This is a genomic window from Lentzea sp. NPDC006480, assembly GCF_040611995.1.
Lineage (GTDB): Bacteria > Actinomycetota > Actinomycetes > Mycobacteriales > Pseudonocardiaceae > Lentzea.
Window position 1 is genome coordinate 93,321 of sequence record NZ_JBEXPJ010000008.1, and the last position, 15,384, is coordinate 108,704.

The following is a 15,384-nucleotide window of genomic DNA, read 5'->3' on the forward strand; positions in this document are numbered from 1 at the left end:
GAGTGAGATGGAACCGGTGCCGATGCTGCTGGCGATGACGTACCGCGCCATGGGCGACCAGTTCCACGACCGGCTCAGGCAGATCGGCCTGGAACCGCTGCGACCCGCGCACGGCTACGTCTTCCGGTTCCTCAAGGAGAAGCGCGCCACGACCGTCGACATCGGACAGCACCTCGGCGTCACCAAGCAGGCCGCCGCGAAGATCGTCAACGAGCTCGACGAGTGGGGCTATGTGCTCAGGGAACCCCACCCCACGGACAAGCGCGCGCAGTACGTCACGTTGACCACGAAGGGCCGCGACTACCTGAAGTTCGCCGACAACCTGTGGTCAGACCTCGAGCACGAGATGGCCGAGGCGATCGGGGAGACCACGCTCGGCACCATCAAGACCGGCCTCGCGGAGTACCTGCAGCACGTCCACGGCGGGGACCAGCCAGGCCTGCGACCGGTCTGGTGAGCCTCAGAACACCTGCGTCAGCGCGATCACGCCGAACACCGCGAAGATCGCCCCGGCGACTCGCTGGATCCAGTGCGTCGGCAACCGCCCGGCGAGCTTGCGTCCCACCAGCACGGCCAGTCCGGCCACCGCGACCAGGGCAAACCAAGCGCCGAGACCGACCATCAACGGTTCCCCGTACCGAGCGGTGATGCCGGCGGTCGCGAGCTGCGACGCGTCACCCCACTCGGCCGCGAACAGCACGCCGAACGACGTCAGCGCCGCACGCCAGAACGACACGTCGGTGCGCACGCCGGCCTCGTCCGCCGAGTCGGCGTCGCGGGAGAACCCCTCCTTCAACAGCAGGAACGCACCCACGCCGAACAGAAGAGCCACCACGCCCGCGACCAGGCGGTCGGGGAGCAGGGTGATGGCCGAGCCGAACGCCGCGCCGACCACGGTCTGCACGGCGAAAGCCGAGATCACGCCCACGAACACCGGCCACCCGCGGTAGCGCGTGGTCAGCACCAGGGTCGCGACCATGGTCTTGTCAGGGAGCTCGACGAGGAACACCACCGCGAACGCGGTGATGAACGCGAGCAATGAGGTGGCCAAGAGGTTCCTCCACGTCCGAACACGAGCCCGGACGGAGGCGCAACAGACCCCGACCAGGCATGCTGCAACCTGGCCGGAGGTCTCGTTCGCCCGTTCAGAACGGGTGTGGGACCGGATCTGCGCGAAGGCGGATCAGTATGTCGATCACCACGCCACCGGCCGACTGCTCCGGTGGGAACTACTCCCCTCTGGCGCACACATCGTAACTGACGCATGTCACCCGAACGGCGTGACTTCGCGCACGGGACCTTGGTCCCGAGCTGGGACGGGACCGTCGTACCTGATGGGATCCATGATCCAGACCTAGGCTCTGAATCGTGGACGTACTCGAACTCGCGCGGTGGCAGTTCGGCATCACCACCGTCTACCACTTCCTGATGGTGCCGCTGACGATCGGCCTGTCCCTGCTGGTGGCGGGGATGCAGACCGCGTGGGTGCGCACCGGCGACGAGCGCTACTACAAGATGACGAAGTTCTGGGGGAAGCTCCTCCTGATCAACTTCGCCATGGGTGTGGTGACGGGCATCGTGCAGGAGTTCCAGTTCGGCATGGCCTGGAGCGCCTACTCGCGGTTCGTCGGTGACGTGTTCGGCGCGCCGCTCGCGATGGAGGGCATCGTCGCCTTCTTCGTCGAGTCGACGTTCCTCGGCCTGTGGATCTTCGGCTGGGACAAGCTGCCGAAGAAGGTCCACCTCGCCTGCGCCTGGGCGTTCAGCCTCGCGACGATGGCCAGCGCGTACTTCATCCTCGCCGCAAACTCGTGGATGCAGCACCCGGTCGGCATCGAGCTGCACGACGGCAAGCCGCGCCTCACCTCGATCTGGGCCGTGCTGACCAACAACACGGTGCTCGCCGCCTTCCCGCACACCATCGCGGGCGCGTTCGCAGTGGCCGGCGCGTTCCTCGTGGGCATCGCCGCCTGGCACCTCTACCGCAAGTCGCAGGACGAGGGCGTCTGGCGCAGCTCGCTCAAGCTCGGCACCTGGGTCGGCGTGGTCGCGTTCAGCGCACTGGCCATCACCGGTGACTGGCAGGGCAAGCTGATGTTCGAGCAGCAGCCGATGAAGATGGCGGCCGCGGAAGCGTTGTGCCACACCGAACAGCCCGCGTCGTTCAGCATCTTCGCGTACGGTGACGTGGCGCGGCCCGACTGCGAGAACGTCAAGAGCATCACCGTGCCCGCACTGCTGAGCTTCTTGGCGCACAACGACTTCAGCAGCGAGGTCAAGGGCATCCAAGATCTTGTCCCGCTGTACCAGCAGAAGTACGGCGAGTTCTACCCGGTCGACGAACGGCTCGGTGAGCTCAGCGGCAAGCCGATCGACTACGTGCCGGCGCTTCCGGTGACGTACTGGGGCTTCCGCTTGATGATCGGGTTCGGCGGGATCTCGGCCGGCCTGGGTGTCTTCATGCTGTGGCTGACGCGCAGGAACCGGACGCCCACCGGCTGGTGGTTCCCGGTACTGGGCCTCGCCGGCATCGCGACTCCCTTCCTGGCCAACAGCTTCGGCTGGATCTTCACCGAGATGGGGCGGCAGCCGTTCGTGGTGGTGCCCAACCCGACCGGTGTGGACGGTGTCTGGATGTTCACCGCGCAGGCGGTGAGCGGCATCTCGCCCGCGGAGATCCTGACCTCGCTCATCGCGCTCACCACGGTCTACAGCGTGCTGGCGGTCGTGGAGTTCTACCTGATCCGCAAGTACGTCAGAGGTGGGATCCCGGGCGTACTGCCGCCGACGACCCCGGACAAGACCGACGACGGCGCCCTGGCGTTCGCGTACTAGGGGAGAGGCGACGTGGAAACGCTCTGGTTCGTGCTGATCGCCGTGCTGTGGCTCGGCTATCTGTTCCTCGAAGGTTTCGACTTCGGTGTCGGCATGCTGCTGCCCGTTCTGGGCCGCACGAACGCCGAACGCCGGGTCATGATCAACACCATCGGGCCGGTGTGGGACGGCAACGAGGTGTGGCTCATCGTCGCGATCGGTGCCACGTTCGCGGCCTTCCCCGGCTGGTATGCGGCGCTGCTGAGCGCCGCGTACCTGCCACTAACGTTGTTCCTCATCGCGTTGATCGGGCGCGGGGTCGCGTTCGACTACCGCGGCAAGGTCGAGTCGGCGCGCTGGCGCAAGGCCTGGGACACCGTGATCATCGTCGGCTCGTGGACCGCGACCCTGTGCGTCGGCCTGCTGATCTCGACCACGGTGCTGGGCCTGCCGATCGACGTGAACGGCGACCGCGTGGGCTCGGTGTTCGCGGCATTCCGGCTGGACACAGTCGTTGGCGCGCTTGCCTTCGCGGGCTACGCGCTGGTGCACGGCGCGGTCTTCACGGCGTTGAAGACCGAGGGCGAGATCCGTGACCGCGCCCGCCGCGTCGCGCTGACGCTGGCTCCAGTGGCGCTACTGCCTTTGATCGCGCTGCTCGCGATCGTCGCCGGCCTCTGGGCGGGTGTGGTGGTGCTGGTGCTCGCCGCCGCGATGTGGCGACTGCTCGCGAACCGCGACGGCCAGTCGTTCGCGTTGATGGGCCTCGCGATCGCCGCGAGTGTGGCGATCCTGTTCGGCTCGCTCTACCCGAACGTGCTGCCGTCGACGCTCAACGACGCGTGGTCGCTCACGGTCGCCAACACCGCGTCGAGCCCGTACACGCTGCAGGTGATCACCTGGGTCGCCGGGTTCGGCACGCCCGCGGTGCTCGTCTACCAGGGCTGGACCTACTGGGTGTTCCGCAAGCGCATCGGCGTGCGGCACATCCCGGTGAACTGAGATGAAGCGAGGCCCGCTGGGGGCACTTCCCCAGCTCTCGAAGAACGCCAGGCGCGCCCTCGCGGGGGTGGGGGCCCTGGCGTTCCTCAACGCCCTCGCGCTCGTCGCCCAGGCCGTCGCGCTGGCCTCGGTGATCACGACTCGCGAGGGCCTGCCGCTGCTGGCCGTGGCGATCCTGGCGCGCGCAGCGCTGTCGTGGGCAACGGAATCTGCCGCTGCGCGCGCCGCCGCCGGTGCGAAGGAGGAGCTGCGGACCCAGCTGCTGGCCAGGTCGTTCGAACGCGGCCCGGGCTGGATCGCGGACCGCGGCACGGCCGAGCTGTCGGTGCTCGCGACCAAGGGCCTCGACGCGCTCGACGCCTACTTCACCCGCTACCTGCCCGCGCTGGTCACGGCCGTGATCGTGCCGCCCCTGGTCGGCGCGTGGATCCTCTTCACGGACTGGCCGTCGGCGGTCCTGATCGCCGTGACCGTGCCGCTGATCCCGGTCTTCGCCGCGTTGATCGGCTGGTACACCGAGAAGCGCGTCCAGAAGGCCGCCGACGTCACCGAGCTCCTGTCGGCCCAGCTCCTCGAACTCCTCCGCGCTCTCCCGATCCTCACGGTCTTCGGTCGCGCCAAGCAGCAGGCCACGGCCGTCCGCCAGATCGGCGAACAACACCGCAAGGCCACGATGGGCACGCTGAAGGTCGCGTTCCTGTCAGCTTTGGTCCTGGAGATCGCCGCCTCGCTGTCTGTCGCTCTGATCGCGGTCGGCATCGGCATCCGGCTCGTCCACGGCGATCTGACGCTGATGACCGCGCTGGTCGTGCTGATCCTGGCTCCCGAGTGCTACCTGCCTCTTCGTGCTGCCGGAGCCGCTCACCACGCCAGCGAGGACGGCCTCGAAGCCGTCCGCAGAGTGTCTGCCGTCGTCGCAGGAGGGAACGCGGGGCCCCCGCGTTCCCCACAAGGAAACGTAGGGCCCCCGCGTTCCCTCAGCGGCAGGGTTTTTGTCGACAATTTGCGGGTGCTGAGGCGGGGTGGGTTTGCGCCGGATGGGGTCAGCTTTGAGGTGGGGCCGGGGGAGATTTATCGGCTTGAGGGTGTGAGTGGCGCTGGGAAGTCGACGACGTTCCAGGTGTTGCTGGGTTTCCTGGAGCCGACGGACGGAACAGCCGTCGTGGCTGGCGATGTTGCGTACGTGCCGCAGAAGCCTGCGTTCGCTGCTGCTACGCCGCGTGCGGAGTTGGAGTTGACGGTTCCTGGGGCAGAGGACATAGAGGACGTTGCGCATGAGGTTGTGGCGGCTCATCTGCTCGACCGGCAGATCACTGATCTTTCGACAGGTGAGCGTCAACGGGTTGCTGTCGCGCGCGCCTTGCTGAGGGTTCGTCACGGCGCCACGGTGTTGCTGCTCGACGAACCGACCGCGCACCTGGACCCGGTGACAAGTCGCAAAGTCGACAAAGCGATCAAGAGAGCAAGCGCCACGGCGGCCGTCGTCCTCGCTTCGCACCGCGAGAAGGAGGCGACCGAGGACGAGACGTTCGTCAGGGTCGTCACGGAGGAGACGCTGCAGGAACGCCCGAAGCGCCTGCCGATTCCGCTCAAAGGTGCTGCGTTGGGCGTGTTGGCCACCGTCGCGGGCATCGCGCTCACGGCGCTGGCCTCGTACCTGATCGCGCGGGCGGCCGAGATGCCGCCGATCCTGACGCTGTCGGTGCTGGTCGTGGGCGTGCGGACGTTCGCGCTGAGCAAAGGCGTGCTGCGGTACGTCGAGCGATTGGTCACGCACCACGAGGCGTTCCAGCTGGCCACGAACCTGCGTGCCGAGTTGTGGCTACGGCTTGTGCGCACCCAACGCCGTGATGGTCTGCAACGGCTCGTCGACGACACCGACACCGTTCGCGACCTCGTGCCGCGCGTGCTCGTGCCGCCGGTCGTGGCGCTTGGCGCGGGTATCGCGACCACGATCCTGTTCGCGTTCATCGATCCGGCTGCTGCTCTGACGCTCGGCGGGTTGCTGCTGGCGGCAGGGCTCGCCGCTCCGGCCGTCGCGGTGTGGACCGAACGCCGGGCCAGCACGAAGCTCGCCAGGGGCCGCCGCAAGGTCGCCCGCGACACGATCAACGCACTCGCCGCCGCACCGGATCTCATCGCGCACGACGCCCACCACCGCCTGTTGGAGCAGCTCCAAGCCGAGGACGCCGAGCTGGCCGGGGAGACCCGCAAGCAAGCGTTTGGCACGGGCGCTGCCACGGCGATCGTCCTGCTCGCGACCGGTGCGGCGGCCCTGATCTGCGCCACCACCGGCAACCCGGTGCTCGGCCTCGTTCCGCTCGCCCTCGCCGAACCACTGGCCGCCTTGCCGCTCGCCGCTCAGCAGCGCAAGGCGCTCCAGGAGGCCAGCGCGCGGCTCCAGTTCGACGCGCCGGAACGTCCGGAACAGCCGAAGGGAAGGCGGATCCGGCTGGAGAACGTCGACGTCCGCTGGCCCGGCGCGACCGAGCCGACGTTGCGGGACCTCCATCTCAACGTCGAGCCCGGCACGCACGTGGCGATCGTCGGACCGTCGGGCTGCGGCAAGTCGACGCTGTTCGCGCTGCTCCTGGGGTTCCTGCAGCCAGAACGCGGGATCGTCGAGCTGCCGCGCGCCACCTGGTGCCCGCAGGAGCCGATGCTGGTCAGCACGACGGTCCGGGAGAACCTGCGGATGTCGGGTCAGCACGACGACGAGCAGCTGCGCGAAGCACTGGAACTGGCTTGCCTGCCGGAGTGGGCGGACCGGCTCGACACCGTGATCAGGCCTGACCAGGTGTCCGGCGGCGAGGCGCAAAGGCTTGCGCTGGCCAGGGCGTTGCTGCACGACGCCGACGTGGTGCTGCTCGACGAGCCGACCGCCCACCTCGACGAACCGACCGCGCGGAAACTCCTCGACCAGCTCAGGCACGACGGCAGGACGATCTTGCACATCACTCACCGTCCGGACGAGGCCGCGAGGGCGGACCTCGTGCTGGACCTCGGCACACCCGCATACCGTTGAGGACCATGGACCCCTCCCTGGCGCGGCGCGTGCTCGTCGCGTCGACCGAGATCACGTCGGCGGCGCTGGAAGACCCGGAGAACGTGCTGCGGCTCGTGGTGGAGGCGGCCGCGGAGATCGCGGACGCCGACCTCGGGCTGGCCATGCTCGCCACGGAGGAGGACGACGGCACGCTCACGGTCGAGGCGTCCAGCGGCGAGCCGGTCGTGGCGACGCTGAGCCCGCGCAGTGCCGCGGCCAAGGCGGCACGGACCGGTGTTCCGGTGATGGCCGACGACGTGACGAGCGATCCGCGCACGGCTCCGTACGTGCCGCACGCGCTGAGGGGCTACGGGCCGTTCGCGGTGGCGCCGTTCGGCACGTCGGACCGCAAGATCGGCGCTCTGGCGGTTTATCGCCGTAGAGACAAAGCGCCGTTCACACAGGAGACGGTGGACGTGCTGTCGGCGTTCGCGGCACAGGCAGGCCTCGCCGTCGTGCTGGCCGAGGGTTTCACCGCACGGCAGCGCGTCGCGGTCTACGAGGAGCGCGAACGGATCGCCCGCGACCTGCACGACGTGATCATCCAGCGGCTCTACGGCGCCGGGGTGCAGCTCAGCCTGCTGGAACGGCGGCTGGGCAAGAAGCTGGACCCGGGTCAGCGCGCCCGGATCAACGAGGCCGTGGACCTGGTCGACGAGACGATCGCCGAGGTCCGCGCGACCGTCCGCAAGCTGCGCAACACCGACCCGGCCGACTCCGCGGACCTGCTCGACTCGATCAACGCCGAGGTGCGCACGGCCGGCGAGCTGCTCGGATTTTCGCCGCGCCTGCACGTGGCCGGTGATCTGGCGAACGTGCCACGGCGACACGCCGACGACGCGCGGGCGGCGTTGCGTGAGGCGTTGTCGAACGTCGTGCGCCACTCAGGGGCGACGCACGTGCAGATCGACGTACGGCGTGACGAGAAGCATCTGCTGCTACGAGTCGCGGACAACGGATGCGGTATCCCGTCCGGGGTGACTCAACGCGGATTGCGGCATCTCGCCGAGAGGGCGAAGTCCGCGAGTGGCGATTTCCGCGTCGTGAGTTCACCGAACGGGACGACGCTCACCTGGTCCGTCCCCGTTTAGCCACCCAGGCAGCGGCTTGTGTCCGCCGTTCCATCCCGAGTTTGGCGAGCACGGACGTCACGTAGTTCTTCACCGTCTTCTCCGCGAGGAAGAGACGTTCACCGATTTGGCGGTTTGTGAGGCCCTCGCCGATGAGTTCGAGCACGCGCTGTTCCTGATCGGTGAGGCCGACCGGGGCCGGATTGCGCATCCGTTCGAGTACCCGGCTTGTGGTCGCGGGGTCCAGAAGGGACCGTCCTGCCGCGACTTCGCGGACGGCCGTCACGACGTCCTGACCGCGAACCTGCTTGAGCAGATAGCCCGACGCACCGGCCATGATGGCCCCGACCAACGCCTCCTCGTCGTCGAACGCGGTCAGCACGAGACAGCGGATGCCGAGATCCCGGAGAGATCGGCACAGGTCGACACCACTGCCATCGGGAAGCTGAACGTCCACGACGGCCACATCGGGCGGTGTCTTTTGAGCCCGAGCAATCGCCTCGCCGACAGATCCGGCCTCCGCGATGACCGAGATGTCCGTCTCGTCGTCCAGCATCTCGCGCAGTCCTCTGCGCACCACTTCGTGGTCGTCAACCAACAAAACTCGCACTGGCACGAATCCACCGTACGTCGAATGGCTGTTCCTGAGCGTGACTCGGATTGGCACAGTTCTTGTCATGGCAGAAGGCTCGGTACGACCGGTCGAGGAAGCAGATCGCATAGTTGTCGCCCGACTGGTTCTCGAGCTATGGGGAGCACACACGGCCGTCGCGCACGGCGAGGTGTTCTTCCCCGCGAGTCTGCCGGGCTTCCTCGTGGAGAAGCAGGGCCAGGTGCTGGGTCTGCTGACCTACGCGGTGGCGAACCACCAGCTGGAGATCGTCACGATCGACGCGCTTCGGCGGGGCCGCGGCGTCGGCACCGCGCTGGTCGACGCCGCGGTTCGCCAGGCGCGCACGCTCGGATGCAACCGGGTGCGCCTGACGACCACCAACGACAACCTCGACGCGATCCGCTTCTACCAGCGGCGCGGGTTCAAGCTCTCCGCGTTGAGACCAGATGCGGTGCGCGAGGCGCGCAAGCTCAAGCCCGAGATCCCGGCAGTTGGGGATTTCGGTATCCCCATCACAGATGAGCTCGACCTGGAGCGATGGGTCGCTCCACGGCAGTAGTCCACAGGCATCCACAACTTTGTCCACAGGGTTGTGCACAAGCTAGACGTGGAGCGGGTTGAACGCTTCGTCCCACGCTGCCGCGACCTGATGCGCGCACGTGGACGGCGCGACGCCTCCCACCCCGGTGCCGAGTCCCGGCATCGCGATGGTGTGGACGGCGTCGCGCACCGGCGTGCCGTCTTCGAGGCGCCCTTCGAGCCACAGCCTGAGCACCGCCCGTGCCGCGAGGTACGGGTGGACCGTGTCGATCGGCAGCCGCTCGCCGGGCCGGCGCATGGTCGGCGCGCTGATGAGCCACGCCGGCTCGGTCTCGCCCGTCGCCACGATCTGCGCCTCGCCCACCGGGAGCTCGCCGCCGTGCAGCGTGAGGACCGCGCTGCGGACGTTGTTCTCGACCTCGGGGAACGCCGTGGCGTAGACGGCGTCGATGCCACCGCGCATCCAGCCCTGCGAGTTGGCCGGGCTGACGATGGCCTGCGCGTGGATGTCCAGCACGGACCCGCGATGCACCCGCACTCCGGCGCGTCCGTTCGCGACAGCGAGCCAGGCGTTCGCCATCGGTTCGTCGACCGCGCACAACACGAGTTCTGGCGCTAGAACGGGCACACCCCAAGCATTCCAGTTCGAACGGTCCTGGCGGAACCCAGGTTTGGCGGCAGACACAGGCGTGATTTGCGCCTCTGATCGCCGCACTACGCTGACCCGATGCCGCGCATTGCGTACTTCGGACCACAGGGCACCTTCACCGAGCAGGCAGCGCTTCGCTTCGAGGGCGAACTGGTTCCGTTCGAAACGATCCCGCTCGCGATCGCCGCGCTGCGTGGCGGCGACACCGAGTTCGCGTGCGTGCCGATCGAGAACTCCGTCGAGGGCGCCGTGCCCGCGACGCTCGACGCGCTGATCCGCGACGAGCCGGTCGCGGCCGTGGCCGAGACCGTGCTGGACGTCCGGTTCAGCGTCCTGGTGCGTCCGGGGACGACTTCGATCGGGACCATCGCTTCGCACCCGCACGCCCTGGCGCAGGTCCGCGAGTGGATCGCTGCCTCGTTGCCCGGCGTCACCTCGATCGCCACGTCGTCCACCGCCGCTGCTGCCGCCGCCGTTGAGCGCGGCGAGTTCGACGCCGCCGTGACCGCTCCAGTGGCCGTGCACCACTACAAGCTGGACGAGTACGCGACGGACGTGCTGGACGTGGCCGATGCGCGGACCCGATTCCTGTTGCTGCGCCGACCGGGCGCACTGCCTGAGCCGACCGGAGCAGACCGCACCAGCGTCGTCGTGACCACCCCGGACCGCATGGGCGTGCTGTCCGAACTGCTCAGCGAGCTGGCGTTGCGTGGCATCAATCTCACCGGCCTCGAATCGCGCCCCACGAAGGGCAAACTGGGGGAGTACCGCTTCTACATCGACGTCGAGGGGCACATCGCAGAACCGAGGATCGGTGACGCGCTGGCCGCGCTGCACCGACACTCGCGCGAGATCCGGTTCCTCGGGTCCTTCCCGAAGGCCGACCAGAGGCCTGTCGAGGCCCACAACGCCGAGTTCGCCGCAGCAGCCGCTTGGGTCGATGCTGTCAGAAAGGGCGAGACCGGGTGAGGTTGCTGCTGGTCAGGCACGGTGAGACGGCGTCGAACATCGAACGCAAGCTGGACACGGCCATGCCCGGCCCGCCCCTCACCGAGCTGGGCCAGAAGCAGGCCCGCGAACTGTCCGACGTGCTGGTCGGCGAGGACATCGTCGCCGTCTACGCGAGCATCGGCCTGCGCGCCCAGCAAACCGCCGCTCCGACCGCCGAACGCCTCGGCCTGCCCGTGCAGATCCTTGAGGGCGTCCACGAGATCCAGGTCGGGTCGTTGGAGGGGCGCAACGACACCGAGGCCTACAAGACCTACCTCGACACCGTGATCAAGTGGGCCGAGGGCGCGCTGGACGTCGCGTTCCCCGGCGGCGGCGAGACCGGTCAGCAGGTGCTGGACCGCTTCCTCGGCGCGATCTCTTCGATCGAGCAGGACGGCACCGTCATGGTCGTGACGCACGGCGGCTCTGGCCGGATGGGCGCGTTGGCGCTGGCGTCGAACGTGCCGGTGGAGCTGGCCGAGAACCTGCTGCCGAACACCGGCGTCGTCGTGCTGGAGTCCGAGGGCGACGGCTGGGTGTGCCGCTCCTGGGCGGGCGTCGAGCTCTAGCCGCGTCGAGCGGCAGGCCTCTGACCTCAGCACGACACGGCGTGGACTGGTCTGGCACCTGCAGGCGTACGCACTGGAGTGCGGAAACCGGTCAACCCCAGCCGAGTTCGTGCAGGCGTGCGTCGTCCACCCCGAAGTGGTGCGCGATCTCGTGGACCACCGTGATGATCACTTCCTCCACGACGTCCTCCTCGGAGTCGCAGATGTCGAGGATCGCCTCGCGGTAGATGAAGATGTGGTCCGGCAGGTTGCCGCCGTAGTCCGTGTTGCGCTCGGTCAGCGCGATCCCCTGGTACAGCCCGAGCAGTGAGGGTTCGTCCGGATTGCGGTCCTCGACCAGCACCACCACGTTGTTCATCGCGTGCGTGAACTCCGGCGGAACGAGGTCCAGAGCCTCCTCGACCAGCTCGTCGAAGCGAGCCCTGGTCATCTCGACCGTCATCGGTTCTCGGTGGTCGTCGTGGGCGCGGAGGACGACGGCTTGTCGGGCTTGCCGGACTCCGACGGCTTGCCCGACTCCGAGGGGGGCTTGGCGGACTCGGAGTGCAGTGGGGCGCCGGTGGGCTCGTCCTGCGCCTTGACCGAGGTGGTCTGCGGCGGGTTCGCGGTGGTCAGCGGGGCGCCGTTGGGGTTGCGGACGCTGCCCTTCCAGGCCACCAGGTTGTTGCCCTGGGGGACTGCGCCGATCTTGCAGTTGGCCTTGCGGGAGCCGACCGCCCAGCTCTTCTCCGAGCGGGTGTCCCAGGTGACGAGCAGGTTCTTGGCCTTCAGGTCCGCGCCGCCGGTGTAGTCGTTGGCGATCGCGGCGCACTTCTCGGACATCACCGCGTCCTGCTTGTCGGGGGCCAGGAACTCGCCCTCCGGGTGCTGGACGACGCCGATGATCTCGAACGCGTGCGGCTGGGCGCAGTCGACCGGGTCGCCGACCGTGTTGTTCTCCGCCAGGGCGAGGCACACCGCCGGGTCGTAGACGTTCGACTGGTCCTGGGTCTTGGCGCTGCCGAACGACGGCAGAGCCGCCCCCGAGGGCGCGGTGACCTGCAGGCCGCAGCGGAGTTGTCGGTAGCCGTCCGACCAGCGCTTCTCGTCCGGGTTCAGGGTGCTGACGCCGTACTTGCCCTCGGGGTCGAGCTTGCCGGACATGTACGAGGTGGTGGCCTGCGAGCAGTGCTCCTCCGCGATCTTCTCCCAGGCCTGCGCGTTCGGGAACGGCGCTTCCTTCGGGTACGCGCCGGTGATGTCGGCCGTACCGGTGACCTCGAAGCGGTGGGCGGCGCCGCAGTCGACCTTCTGCGCGTCGGAGAGGTCCTTGCGCTCCCAGTTCAGGCACTCGCCCGGCACGGCCTGATAAGCGGCGTTGACCTTCTCGCGGCTGGACCCGAGCGGGCCTCCTGCCAGCACAGATGTGAACGCGGACATCATCAGGAGCACGAACGCGCCGAGGAAAGCACCGACCATCACAAGCCGCGTGTCGCGGATGTGACCAGATCGACTCAACCAACCGGCGCTCGGAGACATCTCATCCATGATGCCTGTGCCGTGTGAGACGGCTGTGCGCCGGGTTCGGTCGAGTGTTGCTATTAGGACACTCGTCATCGAATCGGCCGTGTTTCAGCCGGGTCGCTAGGTACCTTGCCCGCGGGAGTGGTGATGACTGACAACAACGTGCCAGGACCTGGCCAGCCGACGCCCCAGCCTGGGCCGCCCGGCCAGCCGCAGCAGCCGCAACAGCAGCCGGAGCCGTCGCAACAGCAGCAGCCGCCGCCGTACCAGCCAGCGCCGCAGCCGAACGCGCCCGCCAAGGGCAAGGGCAGCGTGCGCCAGCAGCAGGCCGGCGTGACGCAGCCGCGTCAGGCGACGGTCGCCGAGCAGCGTGCTCGTGCCGCCGCGTTGAAGGCGCAGCAGGAGCGGTTCGCCGCCGAGTCGGCCGCGTTCGAGAAGAAGCGCAAGACGCGCAAGCGCCTGCTCATCGGTGGCGGCGTCACCGTGGGCATCGTGGCGCTGGTCGCGATCTGGTACGCGGCCGCGAGCCCGTCGAACGTCACGGCGCAGTGCACGGACCAGAACAACGTGATCGTCGACGACGACTACTGCTCCGACTCCTACTACCGCAGCCACGGCGGTTACAGCAGCGGCGGCTTCATCTACATCGGTGGCTCCTCGTACCGCTACAACTACGGCGGGTCAGGCGTCGTCGGTCAGAAGGCGGTCGGCGGCAGCTACACGATCCCCAAGGGCGCGAACGTCGCCACGAAGTCCGGCACGTCCATCCAGCGCGGCGGCTTCGGGGTCAGCAGCGGTTCGTCCAGCAGCGGAGGCTGACCCAGTTGCGTCGTGACACCTCGCAACCGCGGCCGAACTGGCAGCGCACGGTTTCAGACCAGGGGTTGGTCTTCGGCCTGCCGGCGAAGTACGCGAACGGATCCGACCGGCCCTACTGGGACGAGTCGGTGCACTACGTGTTCGAGATGAGCGAGATCCTCTCGCTCGAAGCCGACGTCGAGCTGCTCCACTCCATGTGCCTCGACGCGGTCGACAACGTGGTGCTCACCGAGCGCTACCGGGACTTCGGCATCCCCGAGTGGGTCTGGCCGCACATCGCCGAGTCGTGGCGCCGCCGCGACCCGCACGTCTACGGCCGCTTCGACCTGCGCTACGACGGCTCCGGCCCGGCGAAGCTGCTCGAGTACAACGCGGACACCCCCACGTCTCTGCTGGAGGCCGCGTACATCCAGTGGTACTGGAAGACCGACGTCTTCCCGGACGACGACCAGTGGAACTCGCTGCACGAACGCCTGGTCGAGCGCTGGACCGAGATCGGCGCCAAGCTGCCGTCCGGTGAGCTGCACTTCAGCTGGTCGAGCGCCGACCCGTCCGGCGAGGACCACCTCACCGCCGCGTGCCTGCAGGAGACGGCCGCCGAGGCAGGCCTGAACACCGTGGGCATCGCGATGGAGGACATCGGCTGGGACACGCTGCTCAACCGGTTCGTCGACCTCGAAGAGTCCCCGATGAACGCGGCGTTCAAGCTCTACCCCTGGGAGTGGGTGGTCGAGGAGCAGTTCGGCCGCCACGCCGTCGAGTCGCTGCCCGGCACCCTGTGGATCGAGCCGCTGTGGAAGATGCTGCTCTCCAACAAGGCGCTGCTCGCGATCCTGTGGGAGATGCACCCCGGCCACCCGAACCTGCTCCCGGCCTACCTGAACAACCCCGGCATGCTCACCGAGTACGTGCGCAAGCCGCTGCTCGGGCGTGAAGGGGCGAACATCCAGATCGTCGCTCCGGGCTACGAGACGCAGACCGGTGGCGTGTACGGCAAAGAAGGTTTCGTGTACCAGCTGTTCGATCCGCTTCCGGAGTTCGACGGCTACCGCCCCGCGTTGGGCGCCTGGGTCGTCGGCGACACGTCGGCAGGCCTCGGCATCCGGGAAACGGTCGGTCTGGTGACCGACGATGGCGCGGCGTTCGTGCCGCATCGAATTGTTGAGTAAGACTCCGAAAGGGAACAGCACATGACGACCACGCTGCTCGCGTTGGATCCTGGCTTCGGCGCGACCCTGGGTCGGAACATCGGCGCGATCGCGCTGTACGCCGTCGTCGGTCTCGTCCTCATGGTGTTCGGCTTCTACGCGATCGACTGGACGACGCCGGGCAAGCTGTCCGCCCTCGTCCGCAACGGTTGCCCGAACGCCGTCATCGTGACCGCCTCCGGCCTGCTGTCGATGGCGTTCATCGTCGTCATCGCGATCACGTCGTCGGTCGGCAAGCTCGACGAGGGCCTGCTGTCCGCGCTGATCTACGGCCTGGTCGGCATCATCGTGCAGGTCGCCGCAGTGCGTCTGCTGGAGTGGGTGACCCGCCTCGACATCGGCTCGATCATCGAGTCGGACCGGTTCGCGCCGGCCTCGGTCGTCGTCGCCTCGGCCCACGTCGCTCTCGGTCTCGTGGTGGCCGTCGCCATCAGCTGACCGCTTTCCGCATCGCGAAAGTCACGCGGGGGCCCCGCGTTTCCTTCTTGACGATGTCGTTGCCAGCGCGTGGAATCGACTGTGTGCCCGAGTGTCGGTACCTGGGTGGGACACGCTCCGCGA

Annotated in this window: 16 protein-coding genes; 11 read left to right on the forward strand and 5 right to left on the reverse strand. The window is 68.1% G+C overall.

The annotated features are described in order from the left end of the window. Positions 1-7: 7 nt before the first annotated feature. A complete protein-coding gene (locus tag ABZX92_RS05695; RefSeq protein WP_355554438.1) occupies positions 8-457 on the forward strand; it encodes a MarR family transcriptional regulator in 450 nt (149 codons plus the stop codon). Between the two features lie 3 nt (positions 458-460). Here the strand turns inward: ABZX92_RS05695 and ABZX92_RS05700 are convergent, their stop codons facing one another. Beyond that, complete coding sequence (locus ABZX92_RS05700; protein ID WP_355554474.1) at positions 461-1,039, reverse strand: TMEM165/GDT1 family protein; 579 nt, start codon at positions 1,037-1,039, stop codon at positions 461-463. A 329-nt stretch (positions 1,040-1,368) separates the two neighbouring features. On the opposite strand from ABZX92_RS05700, the gene ABZX92_RS05705 reads away from it, so the two are divergent. The 4 genes from ABZX92_RS05705 to ABZX92_RS05720 are packed head-to-tail and all read left to right on the forward strand — an operon-like array spanning position 1,369 to position 7,953. Further along, positions 1,369-2,835, forward strand: coding sequence for a cytochrome ubiquinol oxidase subunit I (locus ABZX92_RS05705; RefSeq protein WP_355554440.1), 1,467 nt, complete (start codon positions 1,369-1,371; stop codon positions 2,833-2,835). Positions 2,836-2,847: 12 nt separating this feature from the next. Then, a complete protein-coding gene (gene cydB / locus ABZX92_RS05710) occupies positions 2,848-3,816 on the forward strand; it encodes a cytochrome d ubiquinol oxidase subunit II (RefSeq protein ID WP_355554442.1) in 969 nt (322 codons plus the stop codon). A 1-nt stretch (position 3,817) separates the two neighbouring features. Next, entirely contained in the window at positions 3,818-6,841 is a 3,024-nt protein-coding gene (cydD, locus tag ABZX92_RS05715) for a thiol reductant ABC exporter subunit CydD (protein ID WP_355554444.1), read from the forward strand. A gap of 5 nt (positions 6,842-6,846) precedes the next feature. Next, positions 6,847-7,953 (forward strand): GAF domain-containing sensor histidine kinase, encoded by a 1,107-nt coding sequence (locus ABZX92_RS05720; protein WP_355554446.1) that lies wholly within the window; start codon positions 6,847-6,849, stop codon positions 7,951-7,953. Here ABZX92_RS05720 and ABZX92_RS05725 read toward each other — a convergent pair. Continuing rightward, a complete protein-coding gene (locus ABZX92_RS05725) occupies positions 7,931-8,548 on the reverse strand; it encodes a response regulator transcription factor (RefSeq protein ID WP_355554448.1) in 618 nt (205 codons plus the stop codon). The genes ABZX92_RS05720 and ABZX92_RS05725 overlap by 23 nt on opposite strands. 61 nt (positions 8,549-8,609) lie before the next feature. Here ABZX92_RS05725 and ABZX92_RS05730 point away from each other — a divergent pair, with 61 nt between their 5' ends. Further along, complete coding sequence (locus tag ABZX92_RS05730) at positions 8,610-9,104, forward strand: GNAT family N-acetyltransferase (RefSeq protein WP_319967269.1); 495 nt, start codon at positions 8,610-8,612, stop codon at positions 9,102-9,104. 42 nt (positions 9,105-9,146) lie between these two features. On the opposite strand, the gene ABZX92_RS05735 is transcribed toward ABZX92_RS05730, so the two are convergent. Then, positions 9,147-9,665: a macro domain-containing protein gene (locus ABZX92_RS05735; RefSeq protein WP_355554476.1), complete on the reverse strand. Its 519-nt coding sequence runs from the start codon at positions 9,663-9,665 to the stop codon at positions 9,147-9,149. A 147-nt stretch (positions 9,666-9,812) separates the two neighbouring features. Between ABZX92_RS05735 and pheA the strand changes: the two genes are divergently transcribed. Together pheA and ABZX92_RS05745 are read left to right on the forward strand one after the other, a co-directional pair. Beyond that, a complete protein-coding gene (gene pheA, locus ABZX92_RS05740) occupies positions 9,813-10,703 on the forward strand; it encodes a prephenate dehydratase (protein ID WP_355554450.1) in 891 nt (296 codons plus the stop codon). Continuing rightward, complete coding sequence (locus ABZX92_RS05745) at positions 10,700-11,293, forward strand: histidine phosphatase family protein (RefSeq protein WP_355554452.1); 594 nt, start codon at positions 10,700-10,702, stop codon at positions 11,291-11,293. Before pheA ends, ABZX92_RS05745 begins: the two co-directional genes overlap by 4 nt. A 91-nt stretch (positions 11,294-11,384) precedes the next feature. Here the strand turns inward: ABZX92_RS05745 and ABZX92_RS05750 are convergent, their stop codons facing one another. Beyond that, entirely contained in the window at positions 11,385-11,735 is a 351-nt protein-coding gene (locus ABZX92_RS05750) for a metallopeptidase family protein (RefSeq protein WP_355554454.1), read from the reverse strand. Beyond that, positions 11,732-12,751 carry a septum formation family protein gene (locus tag ABZX92_RS05755; RefSeq protein WP_355554456.1) on the reverse strand — a complete coding sequence of 340 codons (1,020 nt, stop codon included), beginning with the start codon at positions 12,749-12,751 and terminating at the stop codon, positions 11,732-11,734. Before ABZX92_RS05755 ends, ABZX92_RS05750 begins: the two co-directional genes overlap by 4 nt. Positions 12,752-12,943: 192 nt before the next feature. Here ABZX92_RS05755 and ABZX92_RS05760 point away from each other — a divergent pair, with 192 nt between their 5' ends. From ABZX92_RS05760 to ABZX92_RS05770, 3 genes are read left to right on the forward strand one after another with little or no spacing between them, the layout of a single operon-like run. Further along, entirely contained in the window at positions 12,944-13,615 is a 672-nt protein-coding gene (locus ABZX92_RS05760) for a hypothetical protein (RefSeq protein WP_355554458.1), read from the forward strand. A gap of 5 nt (positions 13,616-13,620) precedes the next feature. Beyond that, positions 13,621-14,784, forward strand: a complete 1,164-nt coding sequence (locus ABZX92_RS05765) for a glutathionylspermidine synthase family protein (RefSeq protein WP_355554460.1) — start codon at positions 13,621-13,623, stop codon at positions 14,782-14,784. A gap of 21 nt (positions 14,785-14,805) precedes the next feature. Next, positions 14,806-15,261 (forward strand): DUF350 domain-containing protein, encoded by a 456-nt coding sequence (locus tag ABZX92_RS05770; RefSeq protein WP_355554462.1) that lies wholly within the window; start codon positions 14,806-14,808, stop codon positions 15,259-15,261. The last annotated feature ends 123 nt before the right edge of the window (positions 15,262-15,384 follow it).